The following is a 21271-nucleotide window of genomic DNA, read 5'->3' on the forward strand; positions in this document are numbered from 1 at the left end:
GATTACTGGAAGCTGGCCGCGACGGCGTTCAATGCCTGCTGGTCCACCCGGGGGCTGGCCCGCATCTGGGCATCCGTGGCATAAGCTGTGAACAGCGCCTGTCCCAGCGCCTGATTGACCTGGATTTGCAAGGCCTGGGTCAGCTGGGTCAGATCGTCGGTCTGTTCCGGTGGCAGAGCCTCGTCCAAGTGAACGATCAGAACCTGTTCTCTGTCCTGAACTATCCGCAGATCACCGGGTTCCATGTCGAACACCTGGGTCATCAGATCTGCCGGGGCATTGTCAATAAATGCGGTTCGGGTTAGACCATTTTCCACTTTGACCGGCAGGCCGGTTGTCAGGAAATCACCCGAGGTGACCAGGTCGGCCAGAATACGGTCGGCTTCGGCGGTCAACGCCTGGGTCAGTCGATCAGCCTGAACTGCGGCCAGCACCTTGGCCTTGGCGTCTTCAAAGGGTTCTGGACGGGGCGGCAGCACGCTGTCGAGCCGCAGGGCAAACAATCCGCCATCTTCGAGAAACTCGACCGTGGGGAAATCCGTGGGCTGAACTGCTTCGGCGATTGAACGGAACGCGCTATAGGCGGCGATGCCGTCATTGCTGTCGGCGGTCCAGTCGATCTTGCCCAGGGCGAGATCGGTTTCATCGCCCAGCTCTTCGAGTGTGGCACCACCGGCCAACAGGTCGTCGATGTTTTCGGCCTGTGATTCCACCAGACGGCGGGCGCGTTCGCTGGCCAGCTCTTCGCGCAGCTCAGGTTCGGCCTGTTCGAATGTGGTGGTGCGGGCATCAAAGCGTCCATTGACCCGGAACAGGGCTGCGCCCAGATCGCTGGGCAGGGGACCAACAACATCCCCCACTTGGGCGGCAAAAATCGCCTCGCCAGCGGAACCCAGATCGCCCAGGGTCACATCTCCCAGATCCACGTCCGACAGGGTCAGGCCGCGTTGTTCGACCAATAGGTCGAAATTGGTGCCGTTTACTTCGATCTGGGCCATTGCATTCGATGCTGCGGCATCGTCGGCAAACACCAGACGTTCCACCAGTCGCCGTTCCGGGGTCTGATACAGGTCGGCGCGTTGGTCATAAAGCTCACGCAGGGCGGTTTCATCCAGTTCGACCTGATCCACCAGCATATCGGGGGTCAGGCGGGCATAGGTGATCTGTTTGGTTTCCGGCAGGGTGAACTGATCGGGGTTGCTCTCATAAAAGGCCCGCAGGTCCGCGTCGCTCGGCATGACCTGTGTCAGTACCACATCTTCGGGTGTGACACGGGTCCAGGTAAAGCTGCGCCGCGCGCCAATGTAATCGGTCAGGGTGTTGATCAGCGTGTCGGGCATCTGCACGCCGGTCAAAATAGCGCCTTGAACCAGGGTCCGGGCCGCTTCGGAGCGCAGATCCGTTTCGAATTCCACTTCGCTCAGTCCGATCTGATCCAACTGATAGCGATATGCTTCGCGGTCAAAGTTGCCCTGGATGTCCTGAAAAGCGTCGATTTCAAGGATTTCGCGCTGCACGTTTTCGTCACCGATCGACAGGCCCAGTTCAGCCACTTCGTGATCCAGCGCGGCCAGTGTGATCAGGCGGCTCAGAACAACCCGGTCCAGACCCAATTCCCGCATCTGGGACATGGGCATGGCCTGACCGGTCTGGGCCTGAACAGCGTTCTGTTCGCGTTGCAATTCACGGGCATAGGATTGAACGTCGATCTCCTGATCGCCGACCAGGGCAACCGATGTGACTGAGCCCGAGAAATTAACGGCACCAAATCCGGCCAGGCCGACAATCAGCATCCCCATCAGGATCCAGACCATGGTTTTCGAGATACTTTTCATGCCTAAGGCCATGTTGCCCCCTTGTTGGCGTCCTGTTAGCGCGTGCGCTGCCTGTAAATGTTGCGGCCCTGTCTACGACGCACACCACAGGGGGGCAAGAGGGCCAGTCAAGTTCAGAAGCCGAGGTTGGCGAGCCGGTCAAACAGCTGGGCGATACCGTCGCGATCAATATTGGCAAACGCGATGCGGAATTGACGTTTTCCGCCGGGGTCGTCGTCGGGCATGAACATGGTTCCCGGCAGCATCAGAACAGAGGCCTCGTTCACCAACCGTTGTGCCATGTCCAGCGAAGACATGTCGAATGGGTGTTCAACATAGGCGAAATAAGCTCCCAGCCCCAGCAACTTCCATCCCTGAGCCTCAAGCACGGGGAAGTGATCGGCGATGGCGCTCCGGCGGTCCAGAATTTCAACGCGTTCGCCGGCGACCCACTCCGACAGATTTTCGATTCCCCAGGTGGCCGCAATCTGACCCAGCTGGTTGGGGCAGATCGTGACCGTGTCGAGAAATTTCTCCATCTCGTACAGCAGGCCCGGTGCCGTCGCGATGGCACCGACCCGATGTCCGGTCAGGCGGTATGCTTTGGAAAAGGAGTAGAGATGGATCAGCGTATTGTCCCACTCGGGGCTCGTAAACAGATCATGGGGCGCGCCATCGCGGCTATCAAAATCGCGATAGGTTTCATCCAGAATCAGTTTGATACCGTTGGATTTAGCCAAGTCGTAAAAGGCGCGGATCACTGGGGCGGGATATTCGACACCACAGGGATTGTTGGGGCTGACCAACGCGATGGCGCGGGTGCGCTTTGTAATCAGCGCAGCGGCATGCGCAGGGTCGGGCACCATGTCTGGTCCTGTCGACAGCGCGATTGCCGCCACCCCGGACATGTCCAGCCACATTTTATGATTGAAATACCAAGGGGTTGGGATAATGATCTCATCCCCATCGCTACATAGGGCGGCAATGGTCGCGGCAAAGGCCTGATTACAGCCCGACGTGATGGCGATCTGATCTGAGTGGATATGCGCGTCATAATGGTCGGACATCTGCCCGGCCAGCGCCGCCCGCAATGCTGGCCGCCCCAGAACCGGGCCATAAAGATGGCTGTCGTCCGTGTCGATTGCCGCACGGGCGATGGCCTGGCGCAGCGGCAAGGGCGGCGGGTCGATGGGCGCGGCCTGGGACACGTTGATCAACGGGCGATCCGCCGGGAAATCCGCGTTCTGCACCCAGCGGCGGGATTCCACGATTGGAGACACAAAAGTCGAGTGGGTTCGGGGGATCGTCATACGCGCAGCCTGTTGGGTTTTGTTATCTGGTTGTGGTCTCCAGCTTCACCACAATGTCGGCTGTTCAGCAAACAAAAACGCTCCCACTGTGGGGAGCGTTTTCCAAGCGAATGCCTGACGGACGGTTCCGCAGATCAATCGGTGCCGCGATAGGGTTCGACATATTGCAGCGCCATGTCCCACGGGAAAAAGATCCAGGTGTCCTGGCTGACCTCGGTGATAAAGGTATCGACCATCGGGCGGCCTTTGGGTTTGGCATAGACGGTGGCGAAATGCGCGTTTGGATACAACGCGCGCACCAGTTCCAGGGTTTTGCCGCTGTCGACCAGATCGTCGATGATCAGAACGCCGGTGCCATCGCCCATCAATGCCGCATCGGGGGCCTTCAGCACTTCGGCTTCGCCCTGGGCCTGGTGGTGATAGGATTTGACGCTGACGGTGTCGACAGTGCGAATGTCCAGCTCGCGGCTGACGATCATTGCGGGTGCCATGCCACCGCGGGTGATCGCAACCACTGCGCGCCATGCACCGTCATCCGGCCCCTGGCCATCCAGCCGCCAGGCCAAGGCGCGGGAATCGCGATGGATCTGGTCCCAGCTGATGTGAAAGCCTTTTTCGTGGGGCAGACGGTCGGTCATGGTTCGGATCCTTATCGTTCGATCAACAGTCGCAGACCCAACGTGCCCAGCAGGGCGGCGGCTATGCGATCAATCAGAGGTTTCAGCCGCATATACCCGGCGCGGGCCGGCGGCGTGGAGAGCAGCAGGGCAAATGTAGAGTAGAACAACAATTCGATCGCCAGGTGATTGGCGACGATCATCGCCTTTTCCCACATCTGCAACTGCGGCGGGAAAATGACCAACAGGACAGCCGAGGCAAAGAGAACGGCCTTGGGATTGGCCAGATTTACCATCAGTCCGGTGACAAAGGCGCGCCGGGCAGGGGGCATGTCGGTATTCTGAGTCATGGGGGCACGTGCGTTGCGCCACATGCCGATGGCCATCCAGATCAGATAGGCCGCGCCAGATACCTTGAGCAGCATATAAGCCCACGGAAACAGGACAAACACGCCTTCCAGCCCCAGCAACGCCAATGTGGTCCACGCAGCCGCCATGATCGCCAGACCAAACCCGGTGATCAGCCCCCGCGAGGCCCCACCAGTCAGCGTGGCCCGCAATGCATAAAGCAGCGCAGGCCCCGGGCTGGCGATGGCAACCAGCAGGGTCAGGTTAAAGGCGATGAGGTGGGTCAGCTCCATGGTCTGGATCAGCCCTTTTCGATATCGGGCGCATCTACGGCCTTCATGCCGACCACATGGTACCCCGCATCGACATGCAGGTTTTCACCGGTGACACCGGATCCAAGATCGCTCAGCAGGTAGAGTGCCGATTTACCGACGTCTTCGGTGGTGACATTGCGGCGCAGGGGCGAATTGTATTCGTTCCACTTCATGATGTAGCGGAAATCGCCGATGCCGCTGGCGGCCAATGTCTTGATCGGGCCGGCCGAAATGGCGTTGACGCGGATGCCGTCCTTGCCCAGATCTTCGGCCAGATATTTTACCGATGCTTCCAGCGCAGCCTTGGCCACACCCATGACATTGTAATGCGGCATGACCTGCTCGGCACCGTAATAGGTCAGGGTCAAGGCACTGCCGCCTTCGGACATCATCTTTTCCGCGCGCTGCATAACGGCGGTAAAGGAGTAGACCGAAATATCCATGGTCATCTGGAAATTACCGCGGCTGGTGTCGACATAGCGACCCCGCAGTTCGTTCTTGTCCGAAAACCCGATGGCGTGCACCAGAAAGTCCAGCTTGCCCCATTTTTCCTCGAGCGCGGCAAACAAGGCGTCCATTGACGCTTCGTCGCCCACATCACAGGGGAGCACAATGTCGCTGCCCAATTGTGCAGCCAGCGGATCAACCCGCTTTTTCAGCGCGTCCCCCTGATAGGAAAACGCCAGTTCGGCCCCGGCTTCTGCACAGGCTTTGGCAATGCCCCATGCAATGGATTTGTCATTGGCCAGGCCCATGATGAGACCACGTTTCCCGGCCATCAATTGATTTGTCATTCAGGTTCTCCACCCGTGTGTATTGATTGACAGACCTTTAAGTTATCAAACTCCGCTCATCAAGGGTGCCCGGGCTTGCCGGATATTGACTTGGGTTCTACGGTGCCGGGGAAAACGACAAAAGGTGTGACATGTCAGATCGTGCAGGAATATTTGCAGGCGATGATCCGTTCGAAATTGCCCGAACCTGGTTGGCGGCGGCCGAGGCCGAAGAAGTGAATGACCCCAACGCGATTGCGCTGTCGACGGTCGATGCAGACGGGATGCCGAATGCGCGTATGGTATTGCTCAAAGAGATCGAAGCGGATGCCTTTGTCTTTTATACCAATTATGGCAGCGCAAAAGCGCGAGAGATCGACGCCACGGGCAAGGCCGCGTTTGTCATGCATTGGAAATCGCTGCGCCGTCAGGTTCGGGTGCGCGGTACAGTGACGCGCGAAGAAGGGCCCCAGGCGGATTCCTATTACAAATCCCGGTCGCTCAAGAGCAAATTGGGGGCCTGGGCGTCCAAACAATCCCAGCCGCTGTCCAGCCGCGCGGGGTTGGTCGCAGAAGTTGCAAAAGTGACCGCGATGCATGGTCCCAACCCGTCACGTCCCCCATTTTGGGGGGGATTTAGGTTACACCCGACAGAAATCGAATTCTGGGCGGACGGGGCGTATCGGCTGCATGATCGGTTTGTCTGGCGGCGTCAAAACCTTGATGATGCTTGGGAAATTGCTCGGCTGAGCCCTTGATATTCACGTATCGCGAAATGCAAGAGTATGAAAAGTCTTGAATTTTTCGGCTTGAATTCCCCCTGCAAAATCGCGCATCTCATCAGAGAAGCGTATAAACTAGAACTTTCGGTGGAAGTGTGGTGGCAGAAGATCTGAGCAGTATGTACCACGTCAAAGGGGTCGTGAAGTGGTTTGATCCAGCCAAGGGCTATGGGTTTGTCCTGGCTGATGAAGGTGGCCCCGACATCTTGTTGCATGTGAATGTGTTACGGAATTTCGGGCAGAGTTCGGTGACGGACGGTGCGGAAATCGAAATCGTGACGCATCGCACCGACCGGGGCGTGCAGGCCGTCGAAGTGGTCAGCATTTCGGCCCCCGACCGTGAAGCGACAACCGGTTTGAGCGATTTTGCCGAAGTGGACGAGAGCACGCTACGGGACTTGCCCTTGGAACCGGCCCGGGTGAAATGGTTCGACAAGGGCAAGGGGTTTGGCTTTGCCAATGTGTTCGGCAGCAACGAAGATGTGTTTCTGCATGTCGAAGTGTTGCGCCAATCGGGATTGGCGGACCTGCAACCGGGCGAAGCTCTGGCCATGCGGGTCATGGACGGAAAACGCGGTCGCATGGCGGCCGAGGTGCATTCCTGGGAAACAGCACTGAACGGTGATGATGAGGCTGAGTGACAGTTTAAAGGGTACAGCGCTGATACTGGCTGCTTTGACCCTGTGTTGGGCCGAAGCAGCCCGTGCAGCGTGTTCTGACAAGACGGTCGATCTGAGAGGCGATTGGGGGCAGGCGGGATTCGTTGTCGAACTGGCCGACACTGCCGAGGAACGATCCCAGGGTCTGATGTTTCGCGAAACAATGGCGCGCCGGTCCGGGATGCTGTTCGTATATGACCAGCCCCAGCGTGCCGTGTTCTGGATGAAGAACACGCTGATTCCCCTGGATATGATTTTTACGGATCGTGCGGGACGGGTGACCCATGTCCATCATGACGCGATTCCCGGCGATTTGACGCCGATTGATGGCGGCCAACAGGTTTACGCGGTGCTGGAAATCAATGCCGGCTTGGCCCGTCAGTACGGGATCAATGTCGGGTCTGAACTGCGTCACAAAATATTTTCAGATGGACCGGCGATTTGGCCCTGTTAGGGGTTTCCAAATCAGATTGGTGTCGCTAGTAAGACGCCACTGATCGGGGCGTGGCGCAGTCTGGTAGCGCACCTGTTTTGGGTACAGGGGGTCGTAGGTTCGAATCCTGCCGCCCCGACCAGTAAAACTTCTGAATATCGTTGTGTGAACCCACACTCTGCCTCTGGCAGGGTGCACACGACGATTCGGGATTGTGTCTGCTTCCCCCTCCATATGCCACATCTAGTGCCCGGTGCTGATCCCCAAGTGACGTCACGGTGAGTCTGTGCCAAAGCGCGAAATGCGGGCCTCTGGGGGCGATATTTCGGCAACATGCAGGGGTGGTCCGAACAAGGTTAAAAAAAGTTTCGCCGTTAATACTTCCTAACAAAATCCTAACGTCTCGCGCTGGACCCTGTGAACAAGTTCGGCCAACCCGCTCTTGAAACGTATAAAATCAGGACCGCGACCCGGGTCGTGTTTTGCGGCGGCTTTGGGATGGATCTGTGGATGAATCATCTACGGCACCTGACCGGCGCAAAGCCATTTTTGGGTCAAGAGGGAAAGCGGGCAAGGGGGCTGAATAATTTCATTGACCAGCTATGGGGGTATACGCCAAATTGTGGGGGCTGACAGCGTGGCTACTAAATCTGGTATCAAAGCCAGAAGCCCAGTTCAGACGGGGATAGAAAACCAACTGGAATATTTTGGCTGATGCGCCAAAGGATTGCGTGGCCGTTCGCGGACCGCTTCTGGCTGTTTCCTGCCCGGTATGACAGTCGGCGCAAACGCTGGGACGCAGGGCTGTGCAGGCCCGAACTGAAAACACAAACGGCTGGAGACGTTGGGGCAATGAAGATCGAAAGAAAATTTACCAAGGCCGGGCAGGATGCATATGCAGAGCTGGATTTCGCAGGTGTGACCTCGGAAATCCGCAACCCGGACGGCAGTATCGTCTTTCGACTCGAGAACATCGAGATTCCCACCAGCTGGAGCCAGGTCGCCAGCGATGTGATCGCCCAGAAGTATTTCCGCAAAGCGGGCGTCCCCAACAAGATCAAGACCGTGCGCGAAAAAGGTGTGCCCGAATTCCTGTGGCGGTCTGTTCCGGCCGAAAACAACACTGGATTTGGCGGCGAAACCTCGTCCAAGCAGGTGTTTGACCGTCTGGCAGGGGCCTGGACCTATTGGGGCTGGAAGGGCGGCTATTTCACCACCGAAGAGGATGCCCGCGCCTATTTCGACGAAATGCGTTTTATGCTGGCCACGCAAAAGGCTGCGCCCAACAGCCCACAGTGGTTCAACACTGGCCTGCATTGGGCCTATGGCATCGACGGCCCGGCCCAGGGGCACCATTATGTCGACCACAAATCCGGCAAGCTGACCAAATCCAAATCCTCCTATGAACATCCCCAGCCGCACGCCTGTTTCATTCAGGGTGTGTCGGACGATCTGGTCAATGACGGCGGCATCATGGATCTGTGGGTGCGAGAGGCGCGCCTGTTCAAATATGGCTCGGGGACGGGCACCAACTTTAGCCACTTGCGTGCCGAAGGGGAATCTCTGTCCGGTGGCGGCAAATCGTCAGGCCTTATGGGGTTCCTGAAAATCGGTGACCGTGCCGCGGGTGCGATCAAGTCGGGCGGAACCACCCGGCGCGCAGCCAAGATGGTGATCGTCGACGCTGACCACCCCGATATCGAAGATTTCATCCAGTGGAAGGTGCTGGAAGAGCAAAAGGTTGCGTCGATCGTCGCGGGATCGAAAATGCACGAAAAGATGCTGAACGGCATCTTTGACGCCATCCGCACCTGGGACGGTGCCGAAGTCGATGCCTATGACCCGGCCAGCAACGACAGCCTGAAACAGGCGATCCGCGAAGCCAAAAAGGTGATGATCCCGGAAACCTATATCAAACGGGTTCTGGATTATGCCAAACAGGGCCACACCAGCATCGAATTCCCGACCTATGACACCGATTGGGATTCGGAGGCCTATAATTCGGTTTCAGGGCAGAATTCGAACAACTCGATCCGGGTCACCAATGGGTTCCTGCACGCGGTGGAAAAAGACGCCGATTGGGAACTGATCAACCGCACGGATGGGCGTGTTTCTAAAACCGTCAAGGCGCGCGATCTGTGGGAAAAGGTCGGCCATGCAGCCTGGGCCTGTGCCGATCCGGGTATCCAGTACCACGATACCGTCAATGAATGGCACACATGCCCCGCCGATGGTGAAATTCGTGGTTCAAACCCCTGTTCGGAATACATGTTCCTGGATGACACCGCCTGTAACCTGGCGTCGATGAACCTGCTGACCTTCCTCAAGGATGGCAAGTTCCAGGCCGAGGATTACATGCATGCGTCGCGTCTGTGGACCGTGACCCTGGAAATCAGCGTGATGATGGCGCAATTCCCGTCCAAGGAAATCGCCCAACTGTCTTATGACTTCCGCACGCTGGGTCTGGGCTATGCAAATATCGGCGGTCTGTTGATGAATATGGGCTACAGCTATGACAGCGACGAGGGACGCGCCCTGTGTGGCACCCTGACCGCGATCATGACGGGCGTCGCCTATGCCACCAGCGCCGAAATCGCCCGCGAATTGGGTCCGTTTGCAGGCTACAAACGCAACGCCGACAATATGCTGCGGGTCATCCGCAACCACCGCAATGCGGCCTATGGCGCGTCGGATGGGTACGAAGATCTGGCGATCAAACCCGTGCCGCTGGATCAGGGGAATTGCCCGGATCCGCGTCTGGTCGAACTGGCCATGGGGGCCTGGGACGAGGCGCTGGCCTTGGGCGAAAAACACGGGTTCCGCAACGCGCAGGCCACGGTGATCGCCCCGACCGGCACGATCGGGTTGGTGATGGATTGTGACACCACCGGGATCGAGCCGGACTTTGCGTTGGTCAAATTCAAAAAGCTGGCCGGAGGCGGGTACTTCAAGATCATCAACCGGTCGGTTCCTGCGGCTTTGGAGAAACAGGGCTATTCCAGCGCCCAGATCGAAGAGATCATCGGCTATGCGGTGGGGCATGGCACCATCGGCAATGCGCCCGCGATCAATCATACTTCTCTGGCCGGACACGGGTTTGGACCCAACGAACTGCGCAAGATCGACGAAGCGCTGGAAAGCGCCTTCGACATCCGGTTCGTGTTCAACCAATGGACCTTGGGCGAAGAGTTCTGTTCCGGCGTGCTGGGCATCCCGGCGACCAAGCTGAACGATCCCACATTTGACCTGCTGCGCCACCTCGGGTTCACCCGCGCCGACATCGAGGCGGCAAATGACCACGTTTGTGGGACCATGACGCTGGAAGGCGCGCCGCATCTGAAGGAAGAGCATTATTCGATTTTCGACTGTGCCAACCCGTGCGGCAAAAAAGGCAAACGCTTCCTGAGCGTGAACAGCCATATCGACATGATGGCTGCCGCGCAGTCGTTTATTTCGGGCGCGATCTCGAAAACCATCAACATGCCCAATGATGCCACCATCGAAGATTGCCAGGCCGCGTACGAGCGCAGCTGGCAGATGGGGATCAAGGCCAATGCGCTGTATCGGGATGGCTCCAAGCTGAGCCAGCCGCTGGCCGCCGCGCTGGTCGAAGATGATGATGACGCCGCCGATATTCTGGAAACCGGATCGCAGCATGAAAAGGCTGCGGTACTGGCCGAAAAGATTGTCGAAAAGGTGGTGGTCAAGGAGATCATCAAATCGCACCGTGAAAAGATGCCTCACCGCCGCAAGGGGTACACCCAAAAAGCGGTTGTGGGTGGTCACAAGGTCTATCTGCGTACCGGCGAATACGAAGGTGGCACCCTGGGCGAAATCTTTATCGACATGCACAAGGAAGGCGCCGGTTTCCGGGCGATGATGAACAACTTTGCCATCGCCGTGTCCGTAGGCCTGCAATACGGCGTGCCGCTGGAGGAATTTGTCGACGCCTTTACCTTTACCAAATTCGAACCGGCCGGGATGGTTCAGGGCAACGACAGCATCAAAAATGCCACTTCGATTCTGGACTATGTGTTCCGCGAATTGGCGGTGTCCTATCTGGACCGCACCGATCTGGCGCATGTGAAACCCCAAGGGGCCACATTCGACGATCTGGGCCGCGGCGAGGAAGAGGGCGTGTCAAACGTGTCCGAGCTGAGCGAAACCGCCGCCACCAAATCGCTGGAAGTGCTGAAACAGATTTCTTCGACCGGGTACCTGCGCAAACGGCTGCCCCAGGAGCTGGTTGTGCTGCAAGGCGGGCAGGGGGCCACGGCGCTGAACAGTGCGGTCGATCCCGAAGCGGCGTTGCAGGCATTGGTACCGGAAACCAACCCGGCCCCGGCCGCCGTCGCAGCCCCTCTCAGCATGGATGCCCGCGCCAAGGCCAAGATGCAGGGATACGAGGGCGAAGCCTGCGGCGAATGCGGAAACTACACGCTGGTGCGCAATGGCACCTGTATGAAATGCAACACCTGTGGCGCAACCAGCGGGTGTAGCTGACGACATCGCGTCCGCGCGGACGTGTAGGGGATCAAAGGTCACAGGCCGATGTCCCCGACGAACTCGGAGAGCAGGGGTGCATCCCACCCAGTCTCTCCAAACACTCAGGGTGGGGCGGAATCCAGTCCTTCTCACTCTCTCACGGGGCGGGTGCGCTCGCCCCCGACGACGTCCAGGCCGCAGGCAAAAAAACACCGGGCGGTCAACGAATAGAGCCTGGATGGCGAAACTAGGGGGAGCTTCGGCTCCCTTTTCTTTTTTGCCTGTTCCGACTCGGGTTTTGGTGCCCCTGTCGGGCGTTTTGAGCAAAACCTTGCCAGACCGACCATCCAAACCCTGTGTCAAACCGCCGAGCCATTTTCAGCCGACTTGGCTGTGCGGGTTGCCGCAAGGGAAACAGGGCGAATCCGGCAGAGATCGGCGGGAAATTCGACCTGAGGGCCGTGCCGGGTGTCGGCCCGGATCAGACATGGTCATGTCGGTCTTGTCCAACAGACGGACACACCAACAATCTGGAGAGTACCAAAATGAAACGTTTGACCATGCCCGCCGTGACCGCCCTGATCCTGGGTCTTCCCACATTGGGCTGGGCGTCTACGGCCGCTGATGCCAATGCCGATGGCGTGCTGAGCCTGGAAGAGGTGATGGTTGCCCACCCCGAAATCAACCCGGAGACCTTTGCCAGCATGGACGCCAATGACGATGGCGTTCTGGACGCCGACGAAGTTGGCGTGGCTCAGGAAGCGGGTCTGCTGCCGGCCACGGACGGCTAAGACTCCCCAAACCGCTCACGGTTGCAATAAGACCAGAGAGCAGCAGCTTGCGTATTGCCGACCCCCAGTTCAACCGGCAATCGAATCTCTGGTCGGTCACAGGGCGCGATTCTGTCGCGCCCTGTGGTGTTGGGCAACCACCTCTTGCCAATCGGGCCCCTGCCAATCGGGCGGGCCGCCCATTTCCTGCTGGCCCCTGTGGCCCTGATGGTGCATGTAAAAGAACGCTCACTACTCAGGTCCGTTCATGTCCCGACTAAAAAATCACGCCGCCCGCGATCAATGGATTCAAACCACGCTGCGCGCGTTACCGGCAGGGAGCAGCCTGTTGGATGTGGGGGCTGGGGAATGCGCCTACAAACCGTTCTGTGATCATCTGGATTACCTGGCCCAGGATATTGCCGAATACGACGGTGCCGGCGATGGCGTCGGGTTGCATACCGGCGAATGGGACACGTCGCGGCTCGATTTTGTGTGCGATTTGTATGACATTCCCGAAGACCGTCAATTCGACACGGTGTTCTGTTCCGAAGTTCTGGAACATGTGGTTGATCCCGTGCGTGCCATCGAAAAAATGGCGCGGCTGACAAAACCGGGCGGGCAGATGATCCTGACCGCGCCGTTCAATTCTCTGACCCATTTCGCGCCCTACCACTATTGCACCGGATTTTCGCAGTATTTTTACAAGCTGCATCTGGAACGGCTGGGGTTCGAGCTGCGTGAATTGACCGCCAATGGTGGTTTCTTTGACGTGATGGACCAGGAATTGGGACGGGTCACCCGGACCCGCAAACAGTTCAAGGCCGGCCCACGGGAGCCGTTGACCTGGCTGTTGACGTCCTTGGCGCGGCTGAATGTGCGGCTGATTGCGGCGCTGGATGGGGGACGCATGGACCGTCGTTCCGCTCAGCTGCAGACCTTTGGTTGGCATGTGATTGCACAAAAGAAAAAAGCCTGACGGCTTCTTTTCATCTTGCCAATGAAACTCCGGGGGTGCGGGGGCTGGCCCCCGCGAAGTGTTCTGCTGCGCAGGAATGACCTGCACAGCAGAACGTCTTAAGACGGCAGGTGAATGTTGAATGCCTGACGCAGGGCCATGTCCAACTCTGCATCGAACCGCGCCGGGGCGCGTTGGCTCAGGATCTGTTCTTTTTTGGCGATTGCCTTTTGGATCAGATCGGGTTTGCCAATTTCAACCCATTCCTTGGGCGAGGTCCGGTCGCCCAGCGAGGGGTAAACAAAATCCTGCTGCATGCGGCCAAGGGTTTGCTCAGTCCCCAGATAGTGGCCAGGGCCATTCAGACAGACGTCGGCGATCTGATCCAAGGCCAGAGTTTCATCGCTGACCTCAATCCCACGCACACAGCGCATCGCCTGGCCCAGCAAATCGTCGCTCAGGATCAGGGATTCCAGGCAGAATCCCAGCAGCGAGGCGTGCATGCCTGCGGCCTCGTACACCATGTTCAACCCCGACAGACCCGCCATGACAGCAGAACACATTTGCTCCCACCCGGCCTGCATGTCCGGCAGTTTGGAATCGGCTGCACCCGCCGCCGCACCGCCGGGCAGATCGTAAAACGCATGCATCTGGGCACAACCCGCCGTCAGCAATGCCTGTTCGCCAGATCCGACAGTCATCGCACCGGTGCGCAAATCCAGACCAAAGGGCCAGGTGCCAACGATCGCAGGCGCGCCTGGTTTCACGGCGTTTACATAAACCAGCCCGGCCAGACATTCGGCCACGGCCTGTACGATCGCACCCGCAATGGTTGACGGAGCAGTTGCACCCGCCATACCTGCGGACAGCAGCAACACGGGCATCCCAGCCTTGATGCATTCCTCCATGACCTCGCAGCTTTCGGTCGCGAATTTCATCGGTGGAACGACAAAGCAGTTCGAATTCGACACAAACGGGCGTTCGCGCCATTTGTCTTCGCCCCCGGCGATCATGTGCAGCATTTCCACGGCTGGTGCCACATAGCTGGGATCGGTGAACGAGGTGCCGACGTGTTTGAAGGTGCCCGAACACGCGGCATAGATGGTGTTCAGATCCATTTCCCGGTTATCCAGGATATCGCGGCACACCATCGGGCGCTGAACGAAATGGATATTGTCCAGATGGTCACAGATGCGGGCGGCATCATGCAAATCCTGGACCGTCGAATCGCGGTATTCCCGCCCGTGCACGTCAACGATGGACACTGCCGCGCCGGCGGTGCCGTAATGTACCTTGTTGCCGGACAGATCCAGATCGGTTTTGCCGTCGCGGCTGTAGAGCGTGACAGACCGATTGGCCATGGCCAGCGTATCTTCGACCAACGCACGTGGAAAACGGATGCGCCCGTCTTCGCCCAGGGTGCATCCGGCGGCGGTCAGATACTCGACACCGCTTTGCGGGGCGTCTGCCAGACCGATGGTTTCCAGCGCATCCAGCGCGGCATGGTGAATGCGCAGCACCTGTTCGTCGCTCAACGGTTTGTAGGTGCCGCCTTCCATGCCGGGGCGAATTGGGCGCAGGTGGTCGGGCAGGGCGGTGGCACGGGCGGAACGGCGTGCGGCGCGACCGCCTCCACGTGCTGGTTTTCCTGAGGGAGTCTGAGTGTTCATTGAAGAGCCTGTCGTCAGATGGGATTGTTTTGTGTGTGTGGTCGGATCACACCAATGTCGGCCGTCCCCGCGCCGCACGTCCCCGCGCCGCACCGATTGTGCGGTAGACTAGGCTGACAAAACACCGTTCACCCTGCATGGAACCCCCTGTTTAGGAGGTCGATAATAAATCCGGGAAACGGCGGATCTAGTCCATTTGCGACCTGAGTGAAAATACCGACATTTTTTTCACTTAGGAACATGGTTAAGAATACTTGGGGTTTTTGCCAGGAAAATTTCCAGGAGACCTTTTTAAGGTATTGTAATTGTTTAGGTTTGCCGATTTTTCATTTTGATCTGAGAAACTTTTCCTTAAGGAGTCATGCCCAAAATCAACGGGAAGGAGACTCAAACGTGGCGATACGTGATCAGAGAGACCCCCGATCCATCATGGCGCGATTTGGCCGGATCGGTTGTATCGCTCTGGGGGTCGGGATCGGTGGCCTTGCCGGTATCGGAACAGGTTCGGCCGAGGGGTGGCTGCCCACCTCGACGGTGACACCCGTGCAACTGAGTGTGGGCCAGCGGGCCGACATGCCCGGTGGGGATGCCGTGTTCGGGGTCATGCTGCGCCGGGGGGAGCCCCTGTTCCAACACCACACAGGACAGGCGCGGGCCGTTAATCAGGTTGCTGTGGGGACACGCTTTGGGTCTGGGGCCCTGGCTGGATTTGTCGGTGTTGGGTCGCCGTTGTCACCCGGTCATCACGGCCATTGGACGGAATTGCCGATGAGCCTGGGGTTTGATTATGTCCCCGCGCAGCGGGTTTTGTTCACGGGCGAAATCCTGTTCCCAGCCGAACAGTTCACCGGGCGTGCCCCGTCTGCACCTGGGGGACATTCTGTTTTGCTGAGCGCGTCATTTCGATTTTAGATACTGACAGAGACGGCCAGATACGGTCAGATCGCGGGCACAGGCGGAGAAGAGGGCGGAACCGGGACGCGGACGGTGTGGGGGCACCCCGGCGTTTCATGGCAATTGTCTTGGCGTCCGGGAATAGCCGTGCTATTGCACCTCCATGAGACAGACAAACCGCCTCATTATCTGCTGCATTACCTGCTGAGCACATCAGCGGGCCGGTTTCTGTCGTTTTCATTTCCGAAACAAGTTGCTAAGCCCGCGCTGCGCGCAGCCTTGGGAAAGGAATTGTCATGGCCCCGTCCACCGCGACGATCAAATTGTTGAATACAAAGACCCGCAAGAAGGAGGTCTTTGTGCCATTGGATCCGCAGAATGTGCGCATGTATGTCTGTGGCCCGACGGTCTATGACCGGGCGCATCTGGGCAATGCCCGTCCGGTGGTGGTCTTTGACGTCCTGTATCGGTTGCTGCGCGAGACCTATGGCGCGGATCATGTCACCTATGCGCGGAACTTCACGGATGTGGATGACAAGATCAACGCCACCGCGCTGGCCCGCAAGGAAGCGGGTGCACCGGGAACGCTGGAAGAACTGGTTCACGAACGTTCGGACGAGACCATCAGCTGGTACCTGAATGATATGGGCGAATTGGGTGTGCTGGAACCCAACCACATGCCGCGCGCAACCGAATACATCGCCCAGATGATCACCATGATCCAAGAGCTGATTGCCAAGGGCCACGCCTATGCTGCCGAGGGTCATGTGCTGTTTGCGGTGGACAGCTGGCGAGAGGGCTATGGCAAGCTGTCGGGCCGGTCCGTCGATGACATGATTGCCGGCGCGCGGGTCGAAGTTGCACCGTACAAGAAGAACCCGATGGATTTTGTGTTGTGGAAGCCATCAACGGACGATCTGCCCGGCTGGGACAGCCCCTGGGGGCGGGGGCGTCCGGGCTGGCATATCGAATGCTCGGCGATGTCGTTGGAGTTGCTGGGGGAAACCTTTGACATCCACGGCGGCGGCAATGATCTGATGTTCCCGCATCATGAAAACGAGATTGCGCAAAGCTGCTGTGCGCATGGGGATGACAGTTTTGCGCAGGTGTGGCTGCACAACGAGATGCTGCAGGTCGAGGGCAAGAAGATGTCCAAATCTCTGGGCAATTTCTTTACCGTGCGGGATCTGCTGGACCAGGGTATCCCCGGCGAGGTGATCCGGTTTGTGTTCCTGTCGACACATTATCGCAAGCCGATGGATTGGACCGAGAAGAAGGCCAAAGAAGCCCGCCAGGCATTGGAAAAATTCTATTCTGTTCTGATGGTTCCCGGAATGTATGCTAAACCGGGTAGCAGAAGTGTTTATCTGGATTCCAAAATTTACCCTCCAGATCAGGAGATCGTCAATGCTCTCGCTGACGACTTGAACACTGCCAAGGCACTTGCCCGATTGCATGAGATGCTCAAGGAAAATGCGCCGGATGTTGGGAGCAAGATTGTTGGATCTTTGGTTCTACTCGGTTTGTTGAACAAAGATACAGATATTGATCGGCTGTCACGACCCGCGGGAGCGATCTTGGAAGAGGACCGGGTGGATCTTTCCATTCACGAAACCCGTCTGTTCGACGCACGTCAGGCAGCGATGCAAAGCAAGGACTTTTCTGAAGTGGATCGGTTGAAGGCGGCCTATCTCGCAGCTGGGCTGGAGGTGCGCATGAGCAAATCCGGGGTTGAGCTGGTGCCGGGGGCGGGTTTTGACGTGACAAAACTGGAGGGGCTGTGATGGGTTTGACTGGAACAGGGGGGCTGTCTGCCCCCCGATCGCAGGCGATCTCCCCCCGAGGATATTTTGGGCCAGGTGAAGCAGGGGAGACAGCGCATGGCTGAGCGGCTGTATCTGTATGACACCACCCTGCGCGACGGGCAGCAGACGCAGGGCGTGCAGTTTTCCACCTCTGAAAAAATACAGATTGCCGAGGCGCTGGACGCCTTGGGCGTGGATTACATCGAGGGCGGGTGGCCCGGCGCCAATCCCACCGACAGCGAATTTTTTGATGCCGCGCCGAAAACGACCGCGGTGATGACCGCTTTTGGCATGACCAAACGGGCCGGACGGTCGGCCGAGAATGACGATGTTCTGGCTGGGGTGATGAACGCCGGTACGCGCGCTGTCTGTCTGGTGGGCAAGAGCCATGACTATCACGTCACCCAAGCGCTGGGGATCACGCTGGACGAGAACCTGGAGAACATCCGGGCGTCGGTTGCGCATATCGTTGCGCAGGGGCGGGAGGCATTGTTTGACGCCGAGCATTTCTTTGACGGGTACAAGGACAATCCGGGCTATGCATTGGCGGCCTGTCGCGCGGCATTGGAGGCCGGGGCGCGGTGGGTTGTGTTGTGTGACACCAATGGCGGGGCGCTGCCTGCCGAGGTGGGCCGTATCGTGGGCGATGTGATTGCGGCCGGTCTGCCTGGGGATCATCTGGCGATCCATACCCACAATGACACCGAGAATGCGGTGGCCTGTTCGCTGGCGGCCGTGGACGCGGGCGCGCGCCAGATCCAGGGCACCCTGAACGGGTTGGGAGAACGCTGTGGCAATGCCAATTTGACCACATTGATCCCGACCTTGTTGCTGAAGGAGCCCTATGCCAGCCAGTTCGACATTGGCGTCAGCATGGAGGCATTGGCCGGGATGACCCGAGTCAGCCGGATGCTGGACGACATTCTGAACCGGGTGCCGACCCGGCAGGCCGCGTATGTGGGGGCTTCGGCCTTTGCCCATAAGGCGGGGCTGCACGCCAGCGCGATTCTCAAGGATCCGAGCACCTATGAGCATATTGAACCGGGGCTGGTGGGCAACGACCGGGTCATTCCGATGTCCAATCAGGCGGGCCAGTCGAACCTGCGCAAGCGGTTGAGCGATGCCGGATTGGTGGTCGAGGCTGGGAATCCGGCGTTGGGCACCATTCTGGAGCGGATCAAGCAGCGCGAATCCGATGGTTATTCCTATGATACCGCTCAGGCGAGTTTCGAGCTGTTGGCGCGCGCAGAGCTGGGTCAGATGCCCGCGTTTTTTGAGGTCAAGCGCTACAAGGTGACTGTCGAGCGACGCAAGAACAAATACAATCGGATGGTCAGCCTCTCTGAGGCGGTGGTTGTGGTCAAAGTCGATGGGGAAAAACGCCTGTCCGTCAGTGAATCGCTGGATGAAACCGGCAGCGATCGGGGGCCTGTGAACGCGCTGGCCAAAGCGTTGCGCAAGGATTTGGGCCGCTATTCCAAGACCCTGGACGATATGCGATTGGTGGACTTCAAGGTGCGGATCACACAGGGCGGGACCGAGGCCGTGACCCGGGTCATCATCGACAGCGAAGATGGCAGGGGGCGGCGCTGGTCGACCGTGGGGGTTAGTGCCAACATAATCGATGCCTCGTTCGAGGCGCTTCTGGATGCAATCCGGTGGAAATTGATTCGTGATACTGGCGAGACGGATGCAGTTTGACGACGATCTGATCGCCTGTGCCGATTTGGTGCGCAAAGGCGACCCGCAACGATTTCGCGCGGTAATGGCGGCTCCGGTGACAGCGCGGCCTGCGCTGTTCGCGCTCTATGCCTTTAACGTCGAACTGAGCCGCGCGCCCTGGGCCAGCGCCGAAAGTATGATCGCCGAAATGCGTGTGCAATGGTGGCGCGATGTGGGTGCCGAGATTGCTGGGGGCGGACCGGTGCGGCGCCATTTTGTGGCAACACCATTGGCGCGGGTTCTGCCCGCGCATCTGGCCACGCTGATCGATCCCATGGCCGAGGCGCGGCGCTGGGATATCTATCGCGACCCGTTTGAGGATGAAGCTGCGTTGGATGCCTATCTGGAGGCCACAAGCGGGGCGTTGACCTGGATGGCAGCGGCCATGTTGGGGGCCGCTGATGAAGAGGTGGCACGCGACTTTGGCTATGCGGTGGGGGTGTCGAAATACCTGCAGGCGATCCCGGACCTGGAGGCCCACAAGCGGATTCCATTGCCAGATGGCCGCATGGAAGCGGTGTCAGCTTTGGCGCGCAAGGGATTGGCAAGGCTGGAGAATGCGCGAAAAACCAGAGCGCAAATTTCCAAAGCGGCAAGCCCTGCATTCCTAGTCGGCTGGGAAACTGATGCCTTGTTGAAACAAGCGTCAGACACGCCGGAACGGGTGGCGGACGGGACATTGGGGATCGGAGAGTTTCAAACCCGGTGTCGATTGCTGTGGCGAACGGCCACTGGGCGTTGGTAACGCGAAACGCCGGACCCAAAGGCCCGGCGTTCCCAAGTTCGTGGCTCTGATTACTCCCAACCGCCAGCGCGCATTTCCGCAGAAATTTCCAGCTGTACGGTGTCGGATGTGCCCGGCGCAAACATGCCAACACCAAATTCGGACCGCAATAGGGTTCCGGTGGCTTCGACGCCGACCCAATCGCCTTTGTAATAGTCGAAATAACCGCCCAGCGGGTGTTCACCATCAAAGGTCAGTTCGACATCCAGAACGGCCGGTTTGGTTTGATCCTTGACGGTCAGATCTCCGGTCAGACGCAGGTTTTGGGCACCGGTCTGGACGGCGCTGGTCGAGGTGAATGTGATGGTTGGATAGGTTTCGACGTCAAAGAAATCGGCGCTTTTCAGGTGATTGTCCAACGCAGCGACGCCGGTGTGCAGACTATCTGGGTCAATCGTGATTTGCGCCGATGTGGCGGTGACATCCGCTGGATCAAAATCGATGGTCCCGGATACTTGGGTCCATTCGCCGTGCTGTTCGGTCAGCCCGGCATGGTTCCAGGAAAACCGGACCTCGGTGTGGCCGGGGTCCAAATGGTATGTCTCGGCCCAGCCGGGGGCCGCCAATGCCAGAACAAGCGCGGATGAGGTAAGAAGCTTCATGGTAGATCCTGTGCGGTTTGAAATGAAGATGTAATTGCATCTATATCGCCCGACATGTAAAAACAATTCGCGACGCAGTCGCGTAACGGAGTTGTGAATGAGCGATTTTGCCAAACTTGAGGCCGCCTGGATTGCGCTGAACCGCGCGCAGAAACAGGTATACCAACGGATCGAACGGGCGCTGCTCAACGCTGGCCTGCCACGATTGAATTGGTACGACGTGTTGTGGGAGCTGGAATTGAGCCCGGAGGGGCTGCGACCCTTTCAGTTGGAAGAGCGGCTGCTGTTTGATCAATCCAGCTTTTCCCGGCAAGTGGCGCGTATGACACAGGAAGGATTGATAGAACAACGCCCGGCGCAAGAAGATCGCCGGGGCAAGCTGTTGATCTTAACGCCCAAAGGACGCGCGCTGCGTGCGCAGATGTGGGAGGTTTATCGCCCGATGATCGACACAGGCATGGCTGAATTGATTGCCAACGGCGGATTGGATGGAATTGCCCCGGTGCAGAACCCGCACCGAGACGCGTGAAA

The 21271-nt window shown here is 58.5% G+C and carries 18 protein-coding genes and 1 tRNA gene; 12 read left to right on the plus strand and 7 right to left on the minus strand.

Features of this window, described 5'->3' with window-relative positions:
* Positions 1-2 precede the first annotated feature (2 nt).
* The 5 genes from QEZ52_RS10160 to fabI form a co-directional block, all read right to left on the minus strand.
* On the minus strand, positions 3-1847 hold the full coding sequence (locus tag QEZ52_RS10160) for a peptidyl-prolyl cis-trans isomerase (RefSeq protein ID WP_406650129.1): 1845 nt from the start codon (positions 1845-1847) through the stop codon (positions 3-5).
* Between the two features lie 101 nt (positions 1848-1948).
* Complete coding sequence (locus QEZ52_RS10165) at positions 1949-3124, minus strand: aminotransferase (RefSeq protein WP_406650131.1); 1176 nt, start codon at positions 3122-3124, stop codon at positions 1949-1951.
* Positions 3125-3258: 134 nt separating this feature from the next.
* Positions 3259-3762, minus strand: a complete 504-nt coding sequence (gpt, locus tag QEZ52_RS10170) for a xanthine phosphoribosyltransferase (protein WP_406650134.1) — start codon at positions 3760-3762, stop codon at positions 3259-3261.
* 11 nt (positions 3763-3773) lie between these two features.
* On the minus strand, positions 3774-4382 hold the full coding sequence (locus QEZ52_RS10175) for a LysE family translocator (protein WP_406650137.1): 609 nt from the start codon (positions 4380-4382) through the stop codon (positions 3774-3776).
* Between the two features lie 8 nt (positions 4383-4390).
* On the minus strand, positions 4391-5197 hold the full coding sequence (gene fabI / locus QEZ52_RS10180; RefSeq protein ID WP_406650140.1) for an enoyl-[acyl-carrier-protein] reductase FabI: 807 nt from the start codon (positions 5195-5197) through the stop codon (positions 4391-4393).
* Positions 5198-5328: 131 nt separating this feature from the next.
* On the opposite strand from fabI, the gene pdxH reads away from it, so the two are divergent.
* The 7 genes from pdxH to QEZ52_RS10215 all read left to right on the plus strand — a co-directional run bounded on the left by pdxH (position 5329) and on the right by QEZ52_RS10215 (position 13284).
* Positions 5329-5934: a pyridoxamine 5'-phosphate oxidase gene (gene pdxH / locus QEZ52_RS10185; protein ID WP_406650143.1), complete on the plus strand. Its 606-nt coding sequence runs from the start codon at positions 5329-5331 to the stop codon at positions 5932-5934.
* A 122-nt stretch (positions 5935-6056) separates the two neighbouring features.
* Positions 6057-6599, plus strand: coding sequence for a cold-shock protein (locus tag QEZ52_RS10190; RefSeq protein WP_406650146.1), 543 nt, complete (start codon positions 6057-6059; stop codon positions 6597-6599).
* Positions 6586-7071, plus strand: coding sequence for a DUF192 domain-containing protein (locus QEZ52_RS10195; RefSeq protein WP_406650418.1), 486 nt, complete (start codon positions 6586-6588; stop codon positions 7069-7071). The genes QEZ52_RS10190 and QEZ52_RS10195 overlap by 14 nt, the downstream gene beginning before the upstream one ends.
* A gap of 44 nt (positions 7072-7115) precedes the next feature.
* Positions 7116-7192: transfer RNA gene (locus QEZ52_RS10200), tRNA-Pro, on the plus strand.
* A 710-nt stretch (positions 7193-7902) separates the two neighbouring features.
* Positions 7903-11553, plus strand: coding sequence for a vitamin B12-dependent ribonucleotide reductase (locus QEZ52_RS10205; RefSeq protein ID WP_406650148.1), 3651 nt, complete (start codon positions 7903-7905; stop codon positions 11551-11553).
* A 527-nt stretch (positions 11554-12080) separates the two neighbouring features.
* Positions 12081-12326, plus strand: a complete 246-nt coding sequence (locus QEZ52_RS10210; protein WP_406650151.1) for a hypothetical protein — start codon at positions 12081-12083, stop codon at positions 12324-12326.
* Positions 12327-12573: 247 nt separating this feature from the next.
* Positions 12574-13284, plus strand: a complete 711-nt coding sequence (locus tag QEZ52_RS10215; protein ID WP_406650154.1) for a bifunctional 2-polyprenyl-6-hydroxyphenol methylase/3-demethylubiquinol 3-O-methyltransferase UbiG — start codon at positions 12574-12576, stop codon at positions 13282-13284.
* 98 nt (positions 13285-13382) lie between these two features.
* On the opposite strand, the gene QEZ52_RS10220 is transcribed toward QEZ52_RS10215, so the two are convergent.
* Positions 13383-14933, minus strand: a complete 1551-nt coding sequence (locus QEZ52_RS10220; protein ID WP_406650157.1) for a trimethylamine methyltransferase family protein — start codon at positions 14931-14933, stop codon at positions 13383-13385.
* A 393-nt stretch (positions 14934-15326) separates the two neighbouring features.
* On the opposite strand from QEZ52_RS10220, the gene QEZ52_RS10225 reads away from it, so the two are divergent.
* The 4 genes from QEZ52_RS10225 to QEZ52_RS10240 all read left to right on the plus strand — a co-directional run bounded on the left by QEZ52_RS10225 (position 15327) and on the right by QEZ52_RS10240 (position 20099).
* Positions 15327-15845, plus strand: coding sequence for a hypothetical protein (locus tag QEZ52_RS10225; protein ID WP_406650159.1), 519 nt, complete (start codon positions 15327-15329; stop codon positions 15843-15845).
* A gap of 278 nt (positions 15846-16123) precedes the next feature.
* Entirely contained in the window at positions 16124-17611 is a 1488-nt protein-coding gene (gene cysS, locus QEZ52_RS10230; protein WP_406650162.1) for a cysteine--tRNA ligase, read from the plus strand.
* Positions 17612-17707: 96 nt separating this feature from the next.
* A complete protein-coding gene (gene cimA / locus QEZ52_RS10235) occupies positions 17708-19333 on the plus strand; it encodes a citramalate synthase (RefSeq protein ID WP_406650165.1) in 1626 nt (541 codons plus the stop codon).
* Positions 19323-20099 (plus strand): squalene/phytoene synthase family protein, encoded by a 777-nt coding sequence (locus tag QEZ52_RS10240; RefSeq protein WP_406650167.1) that lies wholly within the window; start codon positions 19323-19325, stop codon positions 20097-20099. Before cimA ends, QEZ52_RS10240 begins: the two co-directional genes overlap by 11 nt.
* 50 nt (positions 20100-20149) lie before the next feature.
* Here the strand turns inward: QEZ52_RS10240 and QEZ52_RS10245 are convergent, their stop codons facing one another.
* Positions 20150-20740 (minus strand): YceI family protein, encoded by a 591-nt coding sequence (locus QEZ52_RS10245; RefSeq protein ID WP_406650169.1) that lies wholly within the window; start codon positions 20738-20740, stop codon positions 20150-20152.
* A 97-nt stretch (positions 20741-20837) separates the two neighbouring features.
* Here QEZ52_RS10245 and QEZ52_RS10250 point away from each other — a divergent pair, with 97 nt between their 5' ends.
* Complete coding sequence (locus QEZ52_RS10250; protein WP_406650172.1) at positions 20838-21269, plus strand: MarR family winged helix-turn-helix transcriptional regulator; 432 nt, start codon at positions 20838-20840, stop codon at positions 21267-21269.
* The last annotated feature ends 2 nt before the right edge of the window (positions 21270-21271 follow it).

The sequence above is a fragment of the Aliisedimentitalea scapharcae genome (assembly GCF_045277565.1).
Taxonomy (GTDB): Bacteria; Pseudomonadota; Alphaproteobacteria; order Rhodobacterales; family Rhodobacteraceae; genus Aliisedimentitalea; species Aliisedimentitalea scapharcae.